The organism is Psychroserpens sp. NJDZ02, assembly GCF_004843725.1.
Classification (GTDB): domain Bacteria; phylum Bacteroidota; class Bacteroidia; order Flavobacteriales; family Flavobacteriaceae; genus Olleya.
Window position 1 is genome coordinate 4,241,433 of record NZ_CP039451.1, and the last position, 20,135, is coordinate 4,261,567.

The 20,135-nt window shown below is 30.8% G+C and carries 21 protein-coding genes; all 21 read left to right on the plus strand.

Annotated features, from left to right (window positions below; genetic code table 11):
* The first annotated feature begins 83 nt into the window (after positions 1 to 83).
* The 21 genes from deoC (at position 84) to E9099_RS18825 (ending at position 20,083) form a co-directional block, all read left to right on the plus strand.
* Positions 84 to 752: a deoxyribose-phosphate aldolase gene (deoC, locus tag E9099_RS18730; RefSeq protein WP_136585026.1), complete on the plus strand. Its 669-nt coding sequence runs from the start codon at positions 84 to 86 to the stop codon at positions 750 to 752.
* Positions 753 to 790: 38 nt separating this feature from the next.
* Positions 791 to 1,489, plus strand: a complete 699-nt coding sequence (gene deoD, locus E9099_RS18735; protein WP_136585027.1) for a purine-nucleoside phosphorylase — start codon at positions 791 to 793, stop codon at positions 1,487 to 1,489.
* A 9-nt stretch (positions 1,490 to 1,498) separates the two neighbouring features.
* Positions 1,499 to 2,008, plus strand: a complete 510-nt coding sequence (locus tag E9099_RS18740) for a SixA phosphatase family protein (protein WP_136585028.1) — start codon at positions 1,499 to 1,501, stop codon at positions 2,006 to 2,008.
* Entirely contained in the window at positions 2,008 to 2,511 is a 504-nt protein-coding gene (locus E9099_RS18745; protein WP_136585029.1) for a GNAT family N-acetyltransferase, read from the plus strand. Before E9099_RS18740 ends, E9099_RS18745 begins: the two co-directional genes overlap by 1 nt.
* Positions 2,512 to 2,545: 34 nt before the next feature.
* Positions 2,546 to 3,004: an SsrA-binding protein SmpB gene (gene smpB, locus E9099_RS18750; protein ID WP_136585030.1), complete on the plus strand. Its 459-nt coding sequence runs from the start codon at positions 2,546 to 2,548 to the stop codon at positions 3,002 to 3,004.
* A 182-nt stretch (positions 3,005 to 3,186) separates the two neighbouring features.
* Positions 3,187 to 5,655, plus strand: coding sequence for a DUF5686 and carboxypeptidase regulatory-like domain-containing protein (locus tag E9099_RS18755; RefSeq protein ID WP_136585031.1), 2,469 nt, complete (start codon positions 3,187 to 3,189; stop codon positions 5,653 to 5,655).
* 229 nt (positions 5,656 to 5,884) lie between these two features.
* Positions 5,885 to 6,436, plus strand: a complete 552-nt coding sequence (locus E9099_RS18760; RefSeq protein ID WP_136585032.1) for a hypothetical protein — start codon at positions 5,885 to 5,887, stop codon at positions 6,434 to 6,436.
* 99 nt (positions 6,437 to 6,535) lie between these two features.
* Positions 6,536 to 7,357, plus strand: a complete 822-nt coding sequence (locus E9099_RS18765; RefSeq protein WP_136585033.1) for an HNH endonuclease signature motif containing protein — start codon at positions 6,536 to 6,538, stop codon at positions 7,355 to 7,357.
* Between the two features lie 437 nt (positions 7,358 to 7,794).
* Complete coding sequence (locus E9099_RS18770) at positions 7,795 to 8,436, plus strand: hypothetical protein (protein WP_136585034.1); 642 nt, start codon at positions 7,795 to 7,797, stop codon at positions 8,434 to 8,436.
* Between the two features lie 412 nt (positions 8,437 to 8,848).
* The gene (locus E9099_RS18775; RefSeq protein WP_136585035.1) at positions 8,849 to 9,568 is read left to right on the plus strand and encodes a DUF2071 domain-containing protein; all 720 of its coding nucleotides are present in this window, start codon (positions 8,849 to 8,851) and stop codon (positions 9,566 to 9,568) included.
* 429 nt (positions 9,569 to 9,997) lie between these two features.
* A complete protein-coding gene (locus tag E9099_RS18780) occupies positions 9,998 to 10,597 on the plus strand; it encodes an SH3 domain-containing protein (RefSeq protein WP_136585036.1) in 600 nt (199 codons plus the stop codon).
* A gap of 411 nt (positions 10,598 to 11,008) precedes the next feature.
* A complete protein-coding gene (locus tag E9099_RS19640; RefSeq protein ID WP_262710415.1) occupies positions 11,009 to 11,140 on the plus strand; it encodes a hypothetical protein in 132 nt (43 codons plus the stop codon).
* 7 nt (positions 11,141 to 11,147) lie between these two features.
* On the plus strand, positions 11,148 to 11,702 hold the full coding sequence (locus E9099_RS18785) for a hypothetical protein (RefSeq protein WP_136585037.1): 555 nt from the start codon (positions 11,148 to 11,150) through the stop codon (positions 11,700 to 11,702).
* Positions 11,703 to 11,798: 96 nt separating this feature from the next.
* Positions 11,799 to 12,395, plus strand: coding sequence for a hypothetical protein (locus tag E9099_RS18790; protein WP_136585038.1), 597 nt, complete (start codon positions 11,799 to 11,801; stop codon positions 12,393 to 12,395).
* A 127-nt stretch (positions 12,396 to 12,522) separates the two neighbouring features.
* Positions 12,523 to 12,756: a hypothetical protein gene (locus tag E9099_RS18795; protein ID WP_136585039.1), complete on the plus strand. Its 234-nt coding sequence runs from the start codon at positions 12,523 to 12,525 to the stop codon at positions 12,754 to 12,756.
* Positions 12,757 to 13,263: 507 nt separating this feature from the next.
* The gene (locus E9099_RS18800) at positions 13,264 to 13,875 is read left to right on the plus strand and encodes a hypothetical protein (RefSeq protein WP_136585040.1); all 612 of its coding nucleotides are present in this window, start codon (positions 13,264 to 13,266) and stop codon (positions 13,873 to 13,875) included.
* A 410-nt stretch (positions 13,876 to 14,285) separates the two neighbouring features.
* A complete protein-coding gene (locus E9099_RS18805) occupies positions 14,286 to 14,969 on the plus strand; it encodes a hypothetical protein (protein ID WP_136585041.1) in 684 nt (227 codons plus the stop codon).
* Positions 14,970 to 15,232: 263 nt separating this feature from the next.
* On the plus strand, positions 15,233 to 15,457 hold the full coding sequence (locus E9099_RS18810; RefSeq protein ID WP_136585042.1) for a hypothetical protein: 225 nt from the start codon (positions 15,233 to 15,235) through the stop codon (positions 15,455 to 15,457).
* Between the two features lie 1,035 nt (positions 15,458 to 16,492).
* Positions 16,493 to 17,230, plus strand: coding sequence for a hypothetical protein (locus E9099_RS18815; protein ID WP_136585043.1), 738 nt, complete (start codon positions 16,493 to 16,495; stop codon positions 17,228 to 17,230).
* Positions 17,231 to 17,562: 332 nt separating this feature from the next.
* On the plus strand, positions 17,563 to 19,065 hold the full coding sequence (locus E9099_RS18820) for a hypothetical protein (RefSeq protein WP_136585044.1): 1,503 nt from the start codon (positions 17,563 to 17,565) through the stop codon (positions 19,063 to 19,065).
* Between the two features lie 208 nt (positions 19,066 to 19,273).
* Positions 19,274 to 20,083, plus strand: a complete 810-nt coding sequence (locus E9099_RS18825) for a hypothetical protein (RefSeq protein WP_136585045.1) — start codon at positions 19,274 to 19,276, stop codon at positions 20,081 to 20,083.
* Positions 20,084 to 20,135: the final 52 nt, after the last annotated feature.

The following is a 20,135-nucleotide window of genomic DNA, read 5'->3' on the forward strand; positions in this document are numbered from 1 at the left end:
ATTTGTAAAGTCTAAAGTTAATAACATTTTTATTTTATGACTATAATCATGAAAACTCTTTTTCAAAAAGTGTAAATTTGATTATGAATTTAAATAAATATATTGATCACACCCTATTAAAAGCAACAGCCACCAAAGCAGCTATTATTACCCTTTGTAAAGAAGCGATGGATAATACCTTCTTTTCCGTTTGTGTAAATAGTTGTCATGTTAGTTTGGCTAAAGCCGAATTAAAAAATAGCAAGGTTAACGTGTGCAGTGTTATTGGTTTTCCTTTAGGAGCCATGAGTACTATGGCCAAAGTTGAAGAAACAAAACAAGCTTTAAAAGAGGGCGCTGATGAGGTTGATATGGTCCTAAATATAGGCTTTCTTAAAAGTGGTGATTTTGACGCCGTTTATCAAGACATAAAGGCGGTAAAACAAATCATGCCTAACAACATCTTAAAAGTAATTTTAGAAACCTGTTATTTAGAAGACCACGAAATTACTAAAGCCAGTGAACTTGCCATTAAAGCTGGTGCTGACTTTATTAAAACATCTACAGGATTTGGTACAGGAGGTGCAACCGTACATGCAGTAACCTTAATGAAAAATGCTATTGGTAATGGCAACACCAAAATAAAAGCGTCAGGCGGTATTAGAGACACAACTACAGCAATGCAATACATTGCTTTGGGTGTAGAACGTATTGGAACTTCTAACGGAATTGCAATCGTTACTGGCAATGCTTCCGCAGAAAACAAATACTAATTCCAAGCTTAAAAAATTCAACTTAAAAACACCACAAAATGAGCATACATATTGGCGCCCAAAAAGGCGATGTTGCAGAGACTATATTATTACCAGGAGATCCTTTGCGAGCTAAATGGATTGCCGAAACTTTTTTTGAAAACCCTGTTTGTTTTAACGAGATTAGAGGTATGCTTGGTTACACAGGCACCTATCATGGTAAACGTGTCTCTGTAATGGGCACAGGAATGGGCGTGCCTAGTATTTCAATTTATGCCCATGAATTAATCACACAATTTGGTGTTAAAAACTTGATACGTGTGGGCAGCGCAGGCTCATATCAAGAACATATTAAAATTAGAGACGTGGTTTTAGCGATGGCGGCGTCTTCCAATTCTGGTGTTAACAAACTTAAATTTGGAGGTTCAGATTATGCCCCGACTGCAAGTTTTGACTTATTTCAAAAAGCAGTAGAAACAGCAAAAACCAAAAATATTCCAATAAAAGCCGGAAATGTATTTACGTCTGACGAGTTTTATACTGATGATTTCGAATCCTATAAAAAATGGAGTAAATTTGGTGTCCTTTGTGTAGAAATGGAAACCGCAGGCTTATACACGGTTGCTGCAAAGCATAATGTTAACGCCTTAACGATATGCACTATTTCTGACTCGTTAGTTACTGGAGAAAAAACGACTAGTAAAGAACGAGAGACCACTTTTAAAGAAATGATCGACATTGCTTTAGAATTAGCTTAATATTGACTCATGAAAAAACTAGTACTCCTTATTTTAGTCCTGCTGTTTACTTTTTCGGTAAAAGCACAAGACGATACAAAAACAGCAACGACAACGTATTATTTTATTAGACATGCCGAAAAAGATAAAAGCGATGCCACTAACCATAATCCAGAATTAATCAGAAAAGGCAAACGTCGTGCGAGACAATGGAAGCGTTATTTTAAACACAAACCAATAGATGCTATTTACACCACTAATTACAAACGCACCTTTAGCACCGCCTTTCCAACAGCTACTAATAAAAGATTACCTGTTATTTTATACTCGCCTAGAGATCCAGATTATGAAGCCTTTAAAAAAGAAACTAAAGGCCAATCAGTGTTAATTGTTGGACACAGCAATACCACACCTCGTTTTGTAAATGCGATAATAAATCAAGAGAAATACAAGGATATTGACGAAACCATCAATAGCAAACTGTTTATTGTAACCATTACCAATGGACAAATTACAGATCAAGTTATAGACCTAAAATAATGCTAAACGTAACCCCTATTACCTTAGCTGATCATGAGGTATTATTACAACTAATGCAACGTATTTATCCGCCAGCGTACCAACAGCTTTGGAAAAATAAGGATTGCAATTGGTATATACATTCTCAGTACAGTTTAAATAACTTAACTCAGGAATTAAACGTTAAAACTGCCGCTTATTATTTTATTAAATACGACAATAAAACCATCGGTATTTTAAGATTAGTGCATGATAAAGCAGAGGCGTCCACAAAACTTCACCGTTTATATTTAGATCAAGAGTATCAAGGACTAGGCTTAGGTAAGCAATTAATGCAAGTATCAGAAAACCATGCAAAAGCACAACAATCGACTGTTATTTGGTTGGAAGCTATGGACACACAGGTACAAGCTTTACATTTTTACAAAAAAGCAGGTTTTAAAATTATAGACTCCTACCCCTTACATTTTGAATTAATTAGGGAGCAATTTAAGGGTATGCACAAAATGACTAAACAATTATAATTACTTTAACTTCTATTTTATTAGCTTTGCACTAATGCAAAAAAAGATAAACATACTTAATAAGAAGGCTAAATTTCAATACGAAATTTTAGATAAATACACTGCTGGAATCGTTTTATCCGGAACAGAGATTAAATCTATTAGAAATAGTCAAGCTTCTATTGCAGAATCCTTTTGTGAGTTTAATGACAAAGGCGAGTTATTTGTCATTAACATGAACATACAAGAGTATGCTTATGGTAATTACTATAACCACAGGCCAAAAGCAGAACGTAAGTTATTATTAAACAAAAGAGAGCTTAAAAAGCTATTAAAAGAGGTCAACACCTCTGGTTTAACCATTATTCCATTACGTTTATTTTTAAACGAAAAAGGATTAGCAAAGTTAGATGTTGCCTTAGCAAAAGGTAAAAAACTTTACGATAAGCGCGAAACCATGAAGGACAGAGATAACAAGCGTGATTTAGATCGTATTAAAAAATCTTTCAATTAAATGACCGCTTATTTACTGATTTTCAATTTATTAAAAACCGTATTTGTGGTGTTCTTTTTTTAAGTTGAAATCCAAAATTTATAATTTCTATAACAATATTCAATTTCAATAAGTTATATGTTTGAAGTCTAGGCAACCCTTTTGTAAAAAATTGCGTCTATACTAATAAACAACCAACTTTAATGAAATATTCTTTACTGGCACTATTTACTTTAGTAAGCACCTTTACATTCGCTCAAATAACAGGTACTGTAACCTCCAACCAAAACGAACCACTTCCTGTAGTCAATATTTTTATTGAACACACCTATACTGGGACCACAACAAATAATGATGGTAATTATTTATTAGACATTTCTAAAACAGGAGACTACACGATTACGTTTCAATATTTAGGTTATAAAACGTTAAAAAAGACAGTTACTATCAACAAATTACCATTTGTATTAGACGCTGTGCTTTCAGAAGAAGATATTAATTTAGATGAGGTCGTTATCAATTCGGATGAAAATCCAGCCAATATCATAATCAGACAAACTATTGCCAAGCGTAAAGACAACCTTAATAAGCTCAAGTCTTTTAAAGCCGACTTTTACTCTAGAGGTTTATTAAAAATGGTGGATGTCCCAGAAAAAGTTATGGGCCAAGAAGTTGGCGATTTAGACGGTGCATTAGACAGTACCAGAACAGGTATTGTGTACTTATCAGAAACCATATCTAAATTAGAATACCAATCTCCAAAACCAATAAAAGAAACCATTATAGCGTCTAAAGTTAGTGGCGACAGTAATGGCTTTAGTTTTAATAATGCGACTGATGTCGAATTTAACTTTTACCAAAATACGTTTGAATTAGGGAGCGAGATTGTCTCTCCAATTTCTGATTTTGCATTCAATTATTATAGATATAAGCTAGTCGGTACCTTTTATGATGACTTAGGAAACCTTATTAATAAAATTCAATTACTACCAAAACGTAAAAACGACAAAGCCTTTGGAGGTTTTATTTATATTGTAGAAGACCAATGGAGTCTATTTGGTACAGATGTTACATTAACAGGACAACAAGCCCAAATACCAGCGGTCGATTTATTTAATATCAAACAGACATTTACCTATTATAAAGATGATCAATTATGGGTTAAAACAACACAACTATTCGATTTTAAATTCGGTATTTTCGGATTTAATGGCGATGGGCGTTTTACCGCTGCTTATAGCGATTATCAGTTTAACCCAAATTTTGATAAAAAGAATTTTACCCGAGAAGTCTTATCATTTGAAGATAACGCCAACAAAAAAGACTCCATTTACTGGGAGACCAAAAGACCCGTCCCATTAACCAATTTAGAAGCTAACGATTATGTTAGACGGGACAGCATACAACTAATCAGAGAGTCTAAACCGTATTTAGATTCTATTGACGGTGTCAATAATAGATTTAAAATTGGTGATATTTTAAGCGGTTACAGTTATAACAACTCATATAAAAAAACCTATTTCAGCATCTCCTCTCCTATCAGCAAATTAGCCTATAATACGGTTCAAGGTTGGAACGGTACTTTAACTGCTGATTACAGAAAGTACTTTGAAGACGATAGCCCCGAGTCTTTTAAACTGTCGTCCAGTATAAATTATGGCGCGTCCGATGACCGCTTAAGAGCGACAGGAACTATCAGTTATCATTTTGACAAAAAAAACAGAGCAAACCTATCCTTGTCTGGAGGTAGTAAGGTGGAACAGTTTAATCCTGATCTATCTAGTTTACCATTCCTAAACACATTCTACTCGCTTACCGCAGAAAAAAATTATTTAAAAATTTACGATCGTAATTTTGCCCAGTTAAACTACAGCCAAGAGCTACTAAATGGATTACATCTGTATTCTAATTTAAGTTATAATGACAGAAAACCGTTATTTAACACCACAGACCAAGCTTGGTATCCACAAGATAACAGAGACTACACTAGTAATAATCCCATAGATCCAACAGCTAATGGCGTAGCGTCTTTTGATGCACACAACATCATGAAACTTAATGTTAACACGCGTATTAACTTTGGTCAGAATTATATGAGTTATCCTTTTGGAAAATACAACCTTCCAAATAGTAAAATTCCAACACTTTATTTAGGTTACGAAAAAGGCTTTGGAAGCAATAACTCCAACTATAATTTTGATCAATTCAAAGGCTTAATTCATCAAAGTTTAAATCTTGGTAACAAAGGGGATTTGACCTATTTGGCCAAAGGAGGTATTTTTAGCAATGCCGATAATATAGCCTTTATAGACTACCACCATTTTAGCGGTAATCAAACCAATTTGGTTATAGATGGTAATTATATTAATGCCTTTAAAATCTTACCCTATTATGCTTTAAGTACTAATAAGGCTTACGCCGAAATCCATGCCGAACACAACTTTAAAGGGTACATTTTAAACAAAATTCCGTTATTAAATAAGCTTAACTTTAACCTCGTTGCAGGATTTAATGCAGCAGCCACAAAAGAAAACAAACCATACACCGAATATTCACTTGGATTGAGCAATCTAGGTTGGGGTAAAATGCGTTTTTTACGTGTCGATTATGTCCGTGCTTACCAAGGTAGCGGTTTGGTAAACGATACGTTTATGTTTGGATTTAGTTTTTAATAATTGCTAGTAAGGCAGTATTTTAAACGACTAGATACTGGGCTTGACTTTGTGATGTATAAAAAATAAACTGGCTAAAATATATTGTATAATTATTTGATTGTTTTAAACCTACTTACGAACATTTCTATGGAATATTTTATCTGTCATTTATTTGTTAACTTTAGTGCTTAAATCATACACAATCACGTTACATTGCATAAAAAAAACACCTTCAATACAATTAAATATGAGAATTGCTATATCACAAGATGACAACCAACTCAAAAAAGAACTAACGGAAAAATTCATTGATTATAAGACTGAATACACTGATGCGGATATTGGTGGTGGAGCAGATTTATGGGTAACAATTATTGTGATTGCGGGAACTATATTCTCTCAAGGTAAAAATATTAATGAAAACCTAGAGGCTTGGAAAGAAATTGGCAATAAAATCATATCTCTTTTTTCGAAAAAAAATAAACCTAGATTTATTGACAAAGAAGCATCAATCGCTCTTGCTATTTCGAGAATATGTCAAAAGACAAAAGTAAATGAAATTGAGCTTATAAACTCTCAAGCGATTATCGGGAAGGAAACTAACACCAAAGGCTTCAAATTGAATTTTACACCATTGGACTATTATATTTTGACCTTCAAGGTTAACGGAATTGAGAATTTTGTATTCTGCATTAAATCAAATGGCGAAATACGTTTCCAAGATTACTTTGAAAATTCTGAATGGAATTATGAATTTGATTGGAATTCTTACGACAAAAGAGAAGATTACACATCATAATTTTATAAAATGACAGTGGACAATCCATTTGTTTTTGAAATAAATTTAAAGAATGCTAAGATTCAGAGTTGGACAGGATTAAAAACAGCACGATAATTAATGGAGAGAATTGTATCAAACTTTATGAAGTATGGAATAAGTCAAAATTTGGCGGAAAAGCTTTTTAAAAATAATCTGACCATTACTACAGTAAAAAATACATCACAGAAAAACCTTATCGAAAAGTATTCTATCACAAAGATTGAAGCAAAGAATATAAAGTCCGCAATTTCAAGAAAACCAATTGAAAAAGAAATTGCTAATAGTTTATTACTCAACAATAATTATACTTGTTGCTGTTGTCTTGGTCAAAAAGGCAAGACATTTATTATTCATCACATAACCGAATACGAAAACACCCAAGACAATTCATATGAGAATTTAGCTGTTCTTTGTCCTGTATGCCACGATTTAGCACATGGAAAACGTTCTTTGACATTATCAATTAATAAAGAACAAATATTAGAATCGAAAAGAACTTGGGAAGCGAAATGTAAGGTTGATAGACTTGACTATCGAACAGAACCACTTCACGAATTCTGGGAAGCTGAATTTTCTAATTCTAATGAAAAATTCACACTCAATTATTCAATCGATGTAAGTCTAAGAGAAGAAGATGGAATTACAAAAGGTTGGTTTAATATCGAATACTTGAATCGTGGAAATTTATGTTTACAAGGAGAATTTGAACATCCAACAACAGATGCAGATGTAGATGTTGAACTTTATTTTTGGGGTTTGAGATGGAATATGAGAGCAACTAAAAAAGAAAAGGTTACAATTGTAATGAATTATATGTTTGGGGATGAAATTCATTGGTTTTCGGAATCGGAAATTGCTGGAATTATTCCATACGAATTAATATTAAAGATGGCGGAATAACTGCCCACAATCGAGTAGACGGCTCCGACTAAAATAGCCGGAGTGCGCCTCTCACACCACCGCACGTAAATAACTACGTTGGTCCTTTCGTCTCTATCGCTACTAGCAATACAACTCAGGAACGTATACGGCGGTTCACCAAATTGAAATTTGCGTATAGTACTATAATCTAACAAACGTTTATAGCCTTTACTGCAAACTAATAGTTATGGTAGTGTTATAAATTGTTCCTGTCTAATAAAGACACATAATATTACGTATTTGATAAGAATAGGATTAGTTGTAGGTTTGTGTGGCTTAGCCTTATGGGATATGCGTACTTAAAATTAATTATATCCTGTTATATTTACGGGATATCAGGGTTAGAAGTGATTATATAACTAGTTACCACACATTTGAGAAAAACAATCTGCATATTAACAATCTTCCTCTTGATTTTGTCTTGTAAGCAAAAAACAAGTGAATCGGAATTGAAAACAAACGAGCCAAAAGAAATTGTTTCAGAAGAGAATATAATTGTTTGTAAAGAGCAATCTCAAAACGGAATTGAGTTTAAAACTTGCTTAAAGGAATATGATTTTTTCCAACTAAAATCTTTGGATGGAAAAGAACTCTATCGGAATGATAATAATCCCTACGAATTTGTTTTTACCGACTTTAACGAAGATGGTTTTTTAGATATTGAATTGCATTTTATAACAAACGTTCCTGATGTAAACGAAATTCTTATATTCAACTCTGAATCAAATACTTTTCTTGAAATAGAGAATTTTTCGAATTTTCCATCTTCTGTGAAAATTAAGAATACGAATTACTACTACTCTTATCATAGAAGTGGATGTGCTGACTCAAATTGGGATAGTGACTTATATTTTTTAGAATCAACAAAAGCTGTGAGAATTGGAAATATTTCGGGAATAGGATGTGAAGGCGAATACGAAACAGGAATATTCATTTCAAAAGTGATTGGAGACAATAAAGAATTAGTGAAGAAAGTAAAAAGAGAACCTGAATATTATGCAGACAAGTGGGATTTTATAAAAAACTACTGGACTAAAAATTATAAACTGTACGAATAAAAACGTGTGGTAATCGAGTAGACGGCTCCGACTAAAATAGCCGGAGTGCGCCTCTCACACCACCGTACGTACGTAACTACGTTGATCCTTTCGTCTCTATTGCTACTAGCAATACAACTCAGGAACGTATACGGCGGTTCACCAAATTGAAATTTGCGTATAGTACTATAATCTAACAAACGTTTATAGCCTTTACTGAAAAGTAATATTTATGCTATTGTTATAAATCATTCCTGTTTAATAAAGACACGTAGTATTACGTGTTTGATAAGTATAGGTTTAGTTGTAGGTTTGTGTGGAGTAGCCTTATGGGATATGCGTACTTATAATTAATTATATTCCGTTATATTTATGGGATATCAGGGTTAGAAGTGATTATATGACTAGTTAGGTGCAATTGCAAAAAAAATCAATGAAAATACCGAAAATAAAAGGAATAATAGACAGAAGGATTTTAATCAACTATCAAGTTGACAAAGAGGTTCTGGAAAAATTTTTACCGAAACCTTTTAAACCTAAATTGGTAAACGGAAAAGGAATTGCAGGCATTTGTTTAATCAGACTAAAAGAGATTAGACCAAAAGGTTTACCAAAACAAATTGGAATCTCCTCTGAAAATGGAGCACACAGAATTGCAGTTGAATGGACTGAAAATGGCATCCAAAAAGAAGGAGTTTATATTCCAAGGAGAGATACTTCTTCAAAACTAAATTCTTTAGCTGGCGGAACGATATTTCCTGGAATTCATCATTTAGCCAATTTTACAGTAAATGAGAATAATGGTAATTATGAAGTTGGATTTGTAAGCGATGACAAAACTTCTTTATCAATTAAAGCAAAAGAAACTGAAACTTGGAATAGCGGAAGTGTATTTGAAAACCTCCAATGTGTTTCTGATTTCTTTGAAAATGGTTCTGTTGGATATTCACCTGACAAAAATGACTACGATGGACTTGAGTTAAAAGCATATAATTGGAAAGTATCACTTTTAGATGTTGAGGATGTGAAATCAAGCTTTTTTGAGAATGAAAATATTTTCCCGAAAGGTTCTGTGAAATTTGATAATGCTCTTTTAATGAAAGATATCGAACACGAATGGATTGGACTGAATAAAATAAAAAACTGCACCTAATCGAGTAGACGGCTCCGACTAAAATAGCCGGAGTGCACCTCTCAAACCACCGCACGTACGCAACCACGTTGGTCCTTTTGTCTCTATTGCTACTAGCAATACAACTCAGTAACGTATACGGCGGTTCGTAAATCATCACACCAAAGGGCTTTTCTCCCTTGCGACTTACTAATGCTTCAATAAGCCTGTCCTGAACGTAGCCGAAGGGCTACTCTTGCGCATAATGGACTTGCACCCTCTAGATTAATTATTTACCTTTCGTAAATGAAAGAGGCCCATGCTGAGCACACACACCGTGTAAAATTAATTGTTAGCTTTTAGTTTACTTACGAAAGTACTTATAGACTTTCAATTCTGTAATTATTTACTAACTTTAGTACTTAAAACACGCAACTAATCTTATACATAAGCATTAGCAAATTTTGAAAAATGAAAAAAATAATTACCTGTAGTATTTTTATATTTCTTTTAAGCTCTTGTAAACAGGATACAAATAATGAAAACAAATTAAATTCATTAGTATCAAAAGGAGACACCAAAATTGTAAAAAAAAGTAATAATCATTTATCTGTGAATAAATGCTCTTCAAGTGTGTTGAGAGTATATCTAAATGATCCTGATAAATCGGGAACTAATATTCGTAAAACTCCAAAAGGTAAAATAATTACAAAGTTAATAGTCGATGAATTAAATCACGATTATTTTATAACTTTAACGGAGTCAAAAGATGGATGGTTTAAAATAAAAAGTCCAATATACGGAATGGAAACCGATATTAAAATCCCTAATAGTGAAGGTTGGATTCACGGTTCTGTAATTTCGGTTGATACAAGAAATTATGGAAATCAACATTTAAAACTTTTGGAAACGCCTAATAATGGAAAAGTTATTACGATTATTAAAGAAGAAGTTATTGAACTTAGATTAAAAGATATTTGCGGAGATTGGACAAAAATTCAGTATAATAAATATGTTGGTTGGATTGAAAATAAATGGCTTTGTGGAAATCCTTTGACTAACTGCAATTAAAAAACATTTGTTAACCAAGTAGACGGCTCCGACTAAAATAACCAGAGTGCGCCTCTCACACCACCGTACGTACGTAACTACGTTGATCCTCTCGTCTCTATTGCTACTAGCAATACAACTCAGGAACGTATACGGCGGTTCACCAAATTGAAGTTTGCGTATAGTACTATAATATAACAACGATTTATAGATTTTACTGAAAATTAATATTTATGATATTGTTATAAATCATTCTTGTCTAATAAAGATACGTAGTTCTACGTATTTGATAAGTATAGGATTAGTTGTAGGTTTGTGTGGTGTAGCCTTATGGGATATGCGTACTTAAAAGTAATTCTATCCTGTTATATTTACGGGATATCAGGGTTAGAAGTAATTATATAACTAGTTGTGCGCTATTCAAAATAAAAAATGAAAAACAAAAAATTTGAAGAGATAACACCAACCCAAATTATTGATTTAATTGGCAAGAAAGAATTACAATATTTGAATCTGAAACCGACTGAATTATTAAAAGATGAAATTAAAAAATATTATAGCTAAACCTTACTTGAAAAAGAACTTATTCACGATAATAATATTATTAATAATTTCTTGTAATAGCCTAGAAAAAACTATTACAGATGATGATTTATTAAAAGATATAGAGCTAGAGAGTTTTCACGATTTTGGCAAGTTTATTTGGTCAAGAAAAAAGGATAGTACAATTTATTTTCATTTAAAGAACTTAAAAATTATATCAAAAAAGTATTCGAAAGGTAATAATAATTATTTTTCGTCACTACAAAAATATCTATATTATATAGCATATAAATATGAAAAGAGTAAAATCAATAAAGGACTTACTTTTACTGAAAGAGCTTATATCGCAGGGTATCTAACAGATTTCCTATATCGCAACAGATCAAAAAACGACTTTTATAAAGATAAAAAAATTATAAACAGATTATTATCTTTTGAATACAATTATAGAAACAGATATAATGAAGAATTTAAAAAACATGATTATTATGGGTTAAAGTTTTTAAAAAAACATCATTTAGAAGAATATACACATCTTCCTCCACTAGATACAGTTAGGTTAAAAAAAATGAGATCTGATTAGCACACAACAAGGGAAACTAAAATTATATAGATGATTACACTTCTTCTAGGGTTTATTCCCATAAATATCAAGCAGAAATCTTAAAAAAGGAAGTAAATGTTTTCTACAAATAAAATAAAAGTAAGAAGAGTTTTATTAAAAAGACTAAAGTTATATTTTTTCCTTAGCATAGTTTTATTGGCTTTTTCATCATGCAGTTCATATAAGATAATAACTGATGAAATTGTAGAAGCTGATAATATAGATAATGTGTATAATTTTGGGAAATATATTTGGTCAAAAAACAAAGATAGTACCTTAGTTATACACAAGAAAAATTTACAAAAAATCTACAGGAAAAGCAAAACAAGTTCGAGTCTTTATTTCGGTATATTACATTATTACTCAGCACAATTAGCATCTAAAGAAGTTCGAACAGCAAAGAATCTTACTTTCTCAGAGAGGACTATTGTTTTATCCTATGTTATAGAATTTTTATATAAATGTAAAAGTAGATTTACAAAAGAAGACCCTCATTACGACAGTGAATTTATATATCGTTTTTTATCACCTTGGAATAATAATAAATTCAATGCAGAACTACAAAAAAATGACTATTATGAATTAGAATTATTAAAGGAAAAACATCTAAAATACTATAGGTCTTTTTCTGAAGAAGATAAGATGAAAATTAAAAAAACGAGGTCTGATTAGTTTTTTAAATAAAAGAAAAACTTGAGCTATATGGATTATACTTCTACTAGAAATTGCGCTGTATGGAATTAAAAGGTATGTTCTAGTAGTAAGAAAAATAAGTATATTTAGCTTTAAAAAAAAATCTGTGAATAATCCCAGCACCTATTCTGTTTCAACACTAACATCAATTTATAGTCAAAGCCTATCTTCAAGCCTAGATGCTCAGATTATTAGCCTTGAAGGTTTTTATTCAGATAAACAAGGTACGTTATATGGTAATTGCTATTACGACAAATTACAGGATAAGAATAAAATCACCATTCAATTAACAGAAACATTAAAATCAAAACTTACTTCTGTAAGATACTATTACATATAATAAATACAATAAGTTTATTGACCTACATAAATTACAAAATGTTACTCAAAAGAAAGAAAATCTTAAAAAAGATTAATTATTGATATCATATAGAAAGCCCAGTTGCTAATCGAGTAGACGGCTCCGACTAAAATAGCCGGAGTGCACCTCTCAAACCACCGCACGTACGCAACCACGTTGGTCCTTTCGTCTCCATTACTACTAGCAATACAACTCAGTAACGTATACGGCGGTTCACCAAATTGAAGTTTACGTATAGTACTATAATCTAACAACGATTTATAGCCTTTACCTACAACTAATATTTATGGTATTGTTATAAATTGTTCCTGTCTAATAAAGACACATAATATTACGTATTTGATAAGAATAGGATTAGTTGTAGGTTTGTGTGGCTTAGCCTTATGGGATATGCGTATTTAAAAGTAAATATATCCTGTTATATTTACGGGATATCAGGGTTAGAAGTAATTATATAACTAGTTGTAGGTAAGCTAAAAAAAACAAATGAAGTACTTTGTAGCATATATATTATTAATTGCGATTTTGACTTATGGTCAAGTAATGGAAACCGACTTTCCTCTTTTTCTCAATATCTCATTAATCGTTTTGATTTTCTTAATATCTTTTTTAGAAGAATATTCTATTGCAAACAAAAACTTTGAATCAGACTTTCGAATTAGAAGCCAAAGAAAGAAAATAGGTGGATTTTTATTAGTGATTGCAACATTTTGGACAACACTCATATTTCTGAACGAGAATTATAAAAACTTAATTTTTATAGTTCTTATTTTATGGTCTGATCCAATTACTAAATTTAGTATGTATTTCGTTTATAAAATCAAAAAACCATACACTCTATTCATAAAAGATAATGAACTAATTTTAAACAACCGTTGGACTCAAAAAAGAAATCTGAATGAACTCACTCAAATTCAATTTGACCGATTTAGTAAAAACCTAGAGCTTAATTTCAAATCAAAATCAGCGGTAACAATAAAAACAGTAGAATACAATGTTGAAGATATTGAAAAACTACTTGAAATTATGATTGAAAAATCTGAAAATTATGTTTTTATTCCTCAAAATTATGAATCGAAAATAAAAAACAGTTGCTAATCACATTGACAGCTCCGACTTACGCAACTATGTTAGTCCTTTCGTCTCTATTGCTACTAATAATGGAACTCAGGAACGTATACGACAGTTCACCAAATTGAAATTTGCGTATAGCACAATAATATAACAACGATTTATAGCTTTTACTGAAAACTAATATTTATGCTATTGTTATAAATTGTTCCTGTCTAATAAAGATTCGTAGTTCTACGTATTTGATAAGTATAGGATTAATTGTAGGTTTGTGTGGCGTAGCCTTATGGAGTATGCGTACTTAGAAGTAATTATATCCTGTTATATTTACGGGATATCAGGGTTAGAAGTGATTATATGGCTAGTTGGCTTTAATGCGAAAAACAAGTCTTAAAATCTGAAAATTGAGGTCTAAAAATAAATTATTATTGAAGAGTATGAATAAAAAAAATGTAATCTACATAGGAATTTTATTATTTATTTTAGGTGTTTTAAGTTTACTTCTCGAACCAATTACAAATGGAAATAAAACAGATTATTTAATTAATAATTTAATCAGTTCATACAAAACATTATTACCCAGAACACAAAGACCTAATTTAGGAATAAACTTATACGTGAATTTATTTTTGTATCTATTTTTATTAACTGGAATAATGGTTACTATAAAAACTAAATGGAAAAGATTCTATATTCTATTCATATCATTTTTAATAATGTTTATTGACAATATTTTGAGTTTTATTTCTAAATTAATTTATTCCGTTTGGTATTATAATTTTGAAATATTCCCTTTAGAAAGGAGAGTTTTACCATTTTTGCAATACGCAATTCTAATAGTTATTTCTTTTAAAATTTTAAAATTCATAACAGATAATAATCAATCCAAATTTGAAAAAAAAAACAAATACTTTTTCATTGGCTATATATTTGATTTATTTATAATTTGGATTATGTATGTTAAGGTTGCAATTTCAATTGAAAAGAATTTTGAAATTGCTTTTGAAATTAATAAAATTTTGAGTTTTTTATTAGTTTCAATTATCTATTTTACTGTAACAAAAAGTTTAATTAAAAATACAATCGGAGAAATTATAATGAAAAACGGAATTAAGGATTGACGAAAAAGGAAACTAATAAATAAGCGGAGAAAAAGCACTAAAAGCCAATCGAGTAGACAGCTCCAACTAAAATAGTCGGAGTGCGCCTCTCACACCGCCGTACGCAAGTAACTACGTTGGTCCTTTCGCATCTATTGCGACTAGCAATACAACTCAGATATGCGCACTTAGAATTAATTATATTCTGTTATATTTACGGGATATCAGGATTAGAAGCAATTATATAACTAGTTGGCAACAATTAAGAGCAACAAAATTAAAAAATGGAAAATATTGGGATAATAGTAATAGTAATATCGCTTTTTTTGATAATCACTTTTCTTTATTGGAAACTGACGAATGGCTATGCTGAAAAGGAATACGGTAAAAAGATGTTTAAACAATGGGGAACGAGAACTTTTTATTGGTCTGGAGCATTATTTATTAGTGGTGGAATTACAGTATGTGTTATTTACCTATTAAAATGGGGAAATGTTTTGACTTTTTAAATATCATCTGAATTTATTATTGATACGGAATCGGAATTAAAAACCAATCTGAATTCGGAATTTATCAAGTTTCGGAATTGCTTACTCTAACGGAATTAAAAAAATTTACGGAACATTTCGCTGACCGAATTTAAACTAACGAAAAATAACTGTAGCCAATCGAGTAGACGGCTCAGACTAAAATAGCCGGAGTGCGCCTCACACCACCGTACGTACATAACTACGTTGGTCCTTTCGTCTCTATTGCTACTAGCAATACAACTCAGGAACGTATACGGCGGTTCACCAAATTGAAGTTTGCGTATAGTACTATAATCTAACAACGATTTATCCCCTTTACCGAAAAATAATACTTTTGTTATAGTTCTAAATCATTCCTGTTTAATAAAGATACGTAGTTCTACGTATTTGATAAGTATAGGATTAGTTGTAGGTTTGTGTGGCGTAGCCTTATGGGATATGCGTACTTAAAATTAATTATATCCTGTTATATTTATGGGATATCAGGGTTAGAAGTAATTATATAGCTAGTTGCCTGTAACTGACAAAATCGAATGAGACAAATAGAACTTGGAGAAATATCGAAATTCAACTGGATTGAAGAAGGTAAAAATTAGCTCTGAATTCAAATTTGATTTGCCTTACAAAAAGAGAATTTGAAAAAGACAACTACTCACCGCTTCAATGGTTCGGAACAAATATTATACAGGACTTTGACTAACTGCAATTAAAAAACATTTACTGATTATAACCTAAATACTTAAAATGATATCTCTCACGCTTACCTTGTTTACAACTATTTTTACAATTATCTTAGGTATACGAAAAAAAAAGGCTCTAAAACATACAAAAAAACACTTTCAATCAACATTAATTATAGCAATATTAATAGGTTTAATTTCTGGGTTAATTGAAGGAACAGCTTATTCTCACGGTTTCGATATTCATTGGTGGGTTTTCAGTTTTTTTAGTTTTATAATCATTCTATTACCTTCTATTATTTTAATTGGATTAATGCGCATAAAATTATAACAAATGAAAAGAACATTTACTTTACTATTATTATTAATAACTTTAGGCTATCAAACTAATGCTCAAAACAGTATAAATCTTGAAGAAATAAATAATGCCTTTGTTCCTAAAGATTATATTAAGCCTTCGGAAGACCAAAAAAACATCTTAAATAAAGAATTAAATATATTGTTTGATAAAATTTTTACTAAAAAAAATGCTTCAAAACAAGACACTTTGAAGTATAAGAAAATAGAGTTTGAATTATCTAAAATAAATACATTCAAAATTGATTCACTTTACCATGTAATTGATGAAGAAAAAGTATGGAATGATGATAACAAAAAAAAATGGGCTGTTAGTTATAATATGATGTCATATTCTAGTGTGGATTCAACAGCATATTTTAAAGATATATACTTTCCAAAAGTTAGTTTTTTAGAGAATTTGAATGGAGAATTTATAGCATTAAGCGCACTTACTAATTATAATAAGCCTGTGCCAAAGAACCTTGAAAAATTGTACAGGCAATTAACTATGAAATATGGACAACCAAATAAAAAGAAAATAAGAACTCTAGGTCGTAACAAATACTCATTTGAATGGGTATCTGATTTGCTAGTATATAATTTGATATCAGACACTGATGAGTATTCTTTTAGTGAAACTAATTATAACTTTCGTTTATATATAATTAATAAAGATTATAATGATTTTGTCAGAGGTAGAAATCGTGTTGGTGATTGGGTTGATTTGAAATAGTAAAACTGCTAATCAAATAGACGGCTCCAACTAAAGTAGTCAGACTCACACCAGCGCACGTGCGCAACTACGTTTCTCCTTTCATATCTATTGTGACTAGCAACAAAACTCAGGAAGATATACGACGATTCATCAAAATAAAATTTGCATACAGTATTATAATAGAACAACGGTTTATAGCCTTTTTCATTTAAGTTTAGAAAACGTAATAGTATAGGACTTTGGACACTTGACCGTGTAATTTTAATTAACTTCGTTTCACTTTTAATATATTGTATTCCCACGGAATTAGACTCACAATACGTTATCTATCATTAAAAAATAGGTTAAAAATGAATAAGTTACTCTTACTATTTTTATTTTTTCTTCACTTCACTAGTCTTGCTCAAGATAAGAACTCTGTATATCAAAAGATCGAGGACTTAATTTCTGAGGAAGCTGATATCTTTAAAAATATAGATACTAAATTTATTTCTAACACCCTCATTGGTCATAGAATTGTACAAGAAAATGACAAAGGAGACATTAAAGACGACGTCTATTTTGTAAATGACAAATACTATTTAGCAATTGATCACTCTGGAAAAAAAACCTTAGGCACCTACATCTTTAAAGTAGTTAAAAATATTCCTTTAATCGTCCTTTTAGACCGCTACGGAGCTGATTCTGATAATTACAAGGGTTTAATTTTTAAACAAAATAATCAGAAATTTAACGTTAACTGGAATGATGATATTAATCATACCTACAAAGCTTTCAAACAAGATAAAACAGATGAAAAAATTGTAATTGATGGTCAAATAATCAAAGAGCTAAATTTTTATAATCCTGATATTAGTTTTGATATAGTAAATGCCAAAATAGGGATTAATCTAAACGGAAAAAAAATTATTGATAATGTTTGTGATTCCCTGAAAATAGATGGAACTATAGCTACTGTTTTTAATTCAGGAAGAAATTCAATCTATAATTTAAACGGAAAATTACTTGAAGACAACTTAAAAGCTTCCTATCCCTATTCCACCATTTACCATCAAGTTATTGACTCAGAAAACAACATATTTTTTATAGATACTTTAGGTCACAAATCTAGTAAACCTGTTAAATATAGAAGTAGATGGGGTAATGATAGTGATCCAAACAGTACCGTAACTTACTATTCCTATAAGAATATAATTCTTAAAAACAGACATCAATCATATAGTTTAAACAGATATAAAGAGGCCACAAACCTAGATGAATATGGTAGTCTTAATTATATGCTGTTTTTGCTACAAGAAGATTCTAAATCCTTTGATGAGGATAAAAAAAGAGTAACTACAGATGCGCTAGAAGAAATTGTGCGTAAAAAACACGTTGAAGAATTATTTTTCTTGAAAAAAATTTTTAAAGAAAAAGAATATCTGCAAGAGATCAGTTATTATTTATTATCCGATTGTACTAGTGACATTATAACCTTACCTAAAAGATTTAAAAAAGTAAGATTTATTAATAATAGTACTTCAAAAATAAGTGCTGAAGATTATTGGTATTATATTGGTTTCTACAAACCATTAGAACCAAGTTATATCATCGCAAAAAAAGCAAATAAGTTTGGTGTTTGGGATTTAAAAGAAGAAAAAACCATAATACCCTTTGATTATAATACTATTGAACCAAAAAAAGGAACGTACTTACTGTTAGAAAAAAACAATTTAGTCACCTATTATCCTAATATTGGTTTAATTCCGAAATATAAATATTTAAGTGATTATACAGAATACTTCGCCCGCTTTGAATACCCCGATGGTAAAAAAGGATGGGTAAATAGAAAAGGGATTGAATATTATGATTAAACAAAGTAATAGATAACCACATATGGAAAACATCGGGCGTTTGAGCCAATCTAAAATTGACATTTATAGCAAAAAAAAAAAATAGCTATCCAATAAGTCCAAACGACTAAGCTTAGCACCTACTCTACCCTTCTTACAGAAATCATTAAACAATACTGAAAAGTATTTAATATAGAACCACATTTATAGTACATCAGCAATAATCAAAATGAAACTTCAAAATATAACCTTAATTGCAATTGGCCTACTCCTAACCTCTTGCGTTTCCAGACTAAGTAGACCATTAATATCCGGTGTTATAACAGACTTTAATGGACACCCTATTAACCAATGTCATGTGGGAGAAGTCGTAACTGACCAAAACGGAATGTTTACACTTTCGGAAAAACGTTATTCCGAATTTATCTTCCACCTAGAAGCACCTCCTTTAATGGTTTCTGAAATAATACATAAAAAAGGTTATGAAGATAAAAACATATATTCTTTTAGCTCTTTTGGAGGTAGTGGCAGAAAAGGTTTAAAATGGAATTTAGACACCATCCGTTTAAAAGAAGACCGTCAAAAACAAATAAAACTAAATAATACAAAATGGAATTTTAGCACCAATAAGACCATGGATACCATTTGTTTTATAAAATCGACTTTTAACGACCTCTGTAAAACTAAAAAATGTCATGACTTTTATTATATGTACGACCAATATTCTGACAACTATTTAAAATCCTCAGGAAAAAACAACCTACCAGAAGGTATAATACGACGACTAATAACCGTCAGTTTTAATAACAACGAAATTATCAAATTAAACAAAGTGACTCAATTTGGACATAAAGATGGAACTAGAAGTATTTCTGAAGCAAATGACACCATTCAAACACATGGAAAATGGATTAGTAATGGCAACAAAATGTATATAGAAAGTGATTTAACAGAACTTAAAGGGAGCTTTGAACTTAAAGAGGTTGACTATGAATATATGATGTGGATCAAAAAATTTGATAATAAAACCGATAATTAACACTAATCAAATTGTTTCCCCTAAAACGTCTTATGATTCTACATTTTTTTAC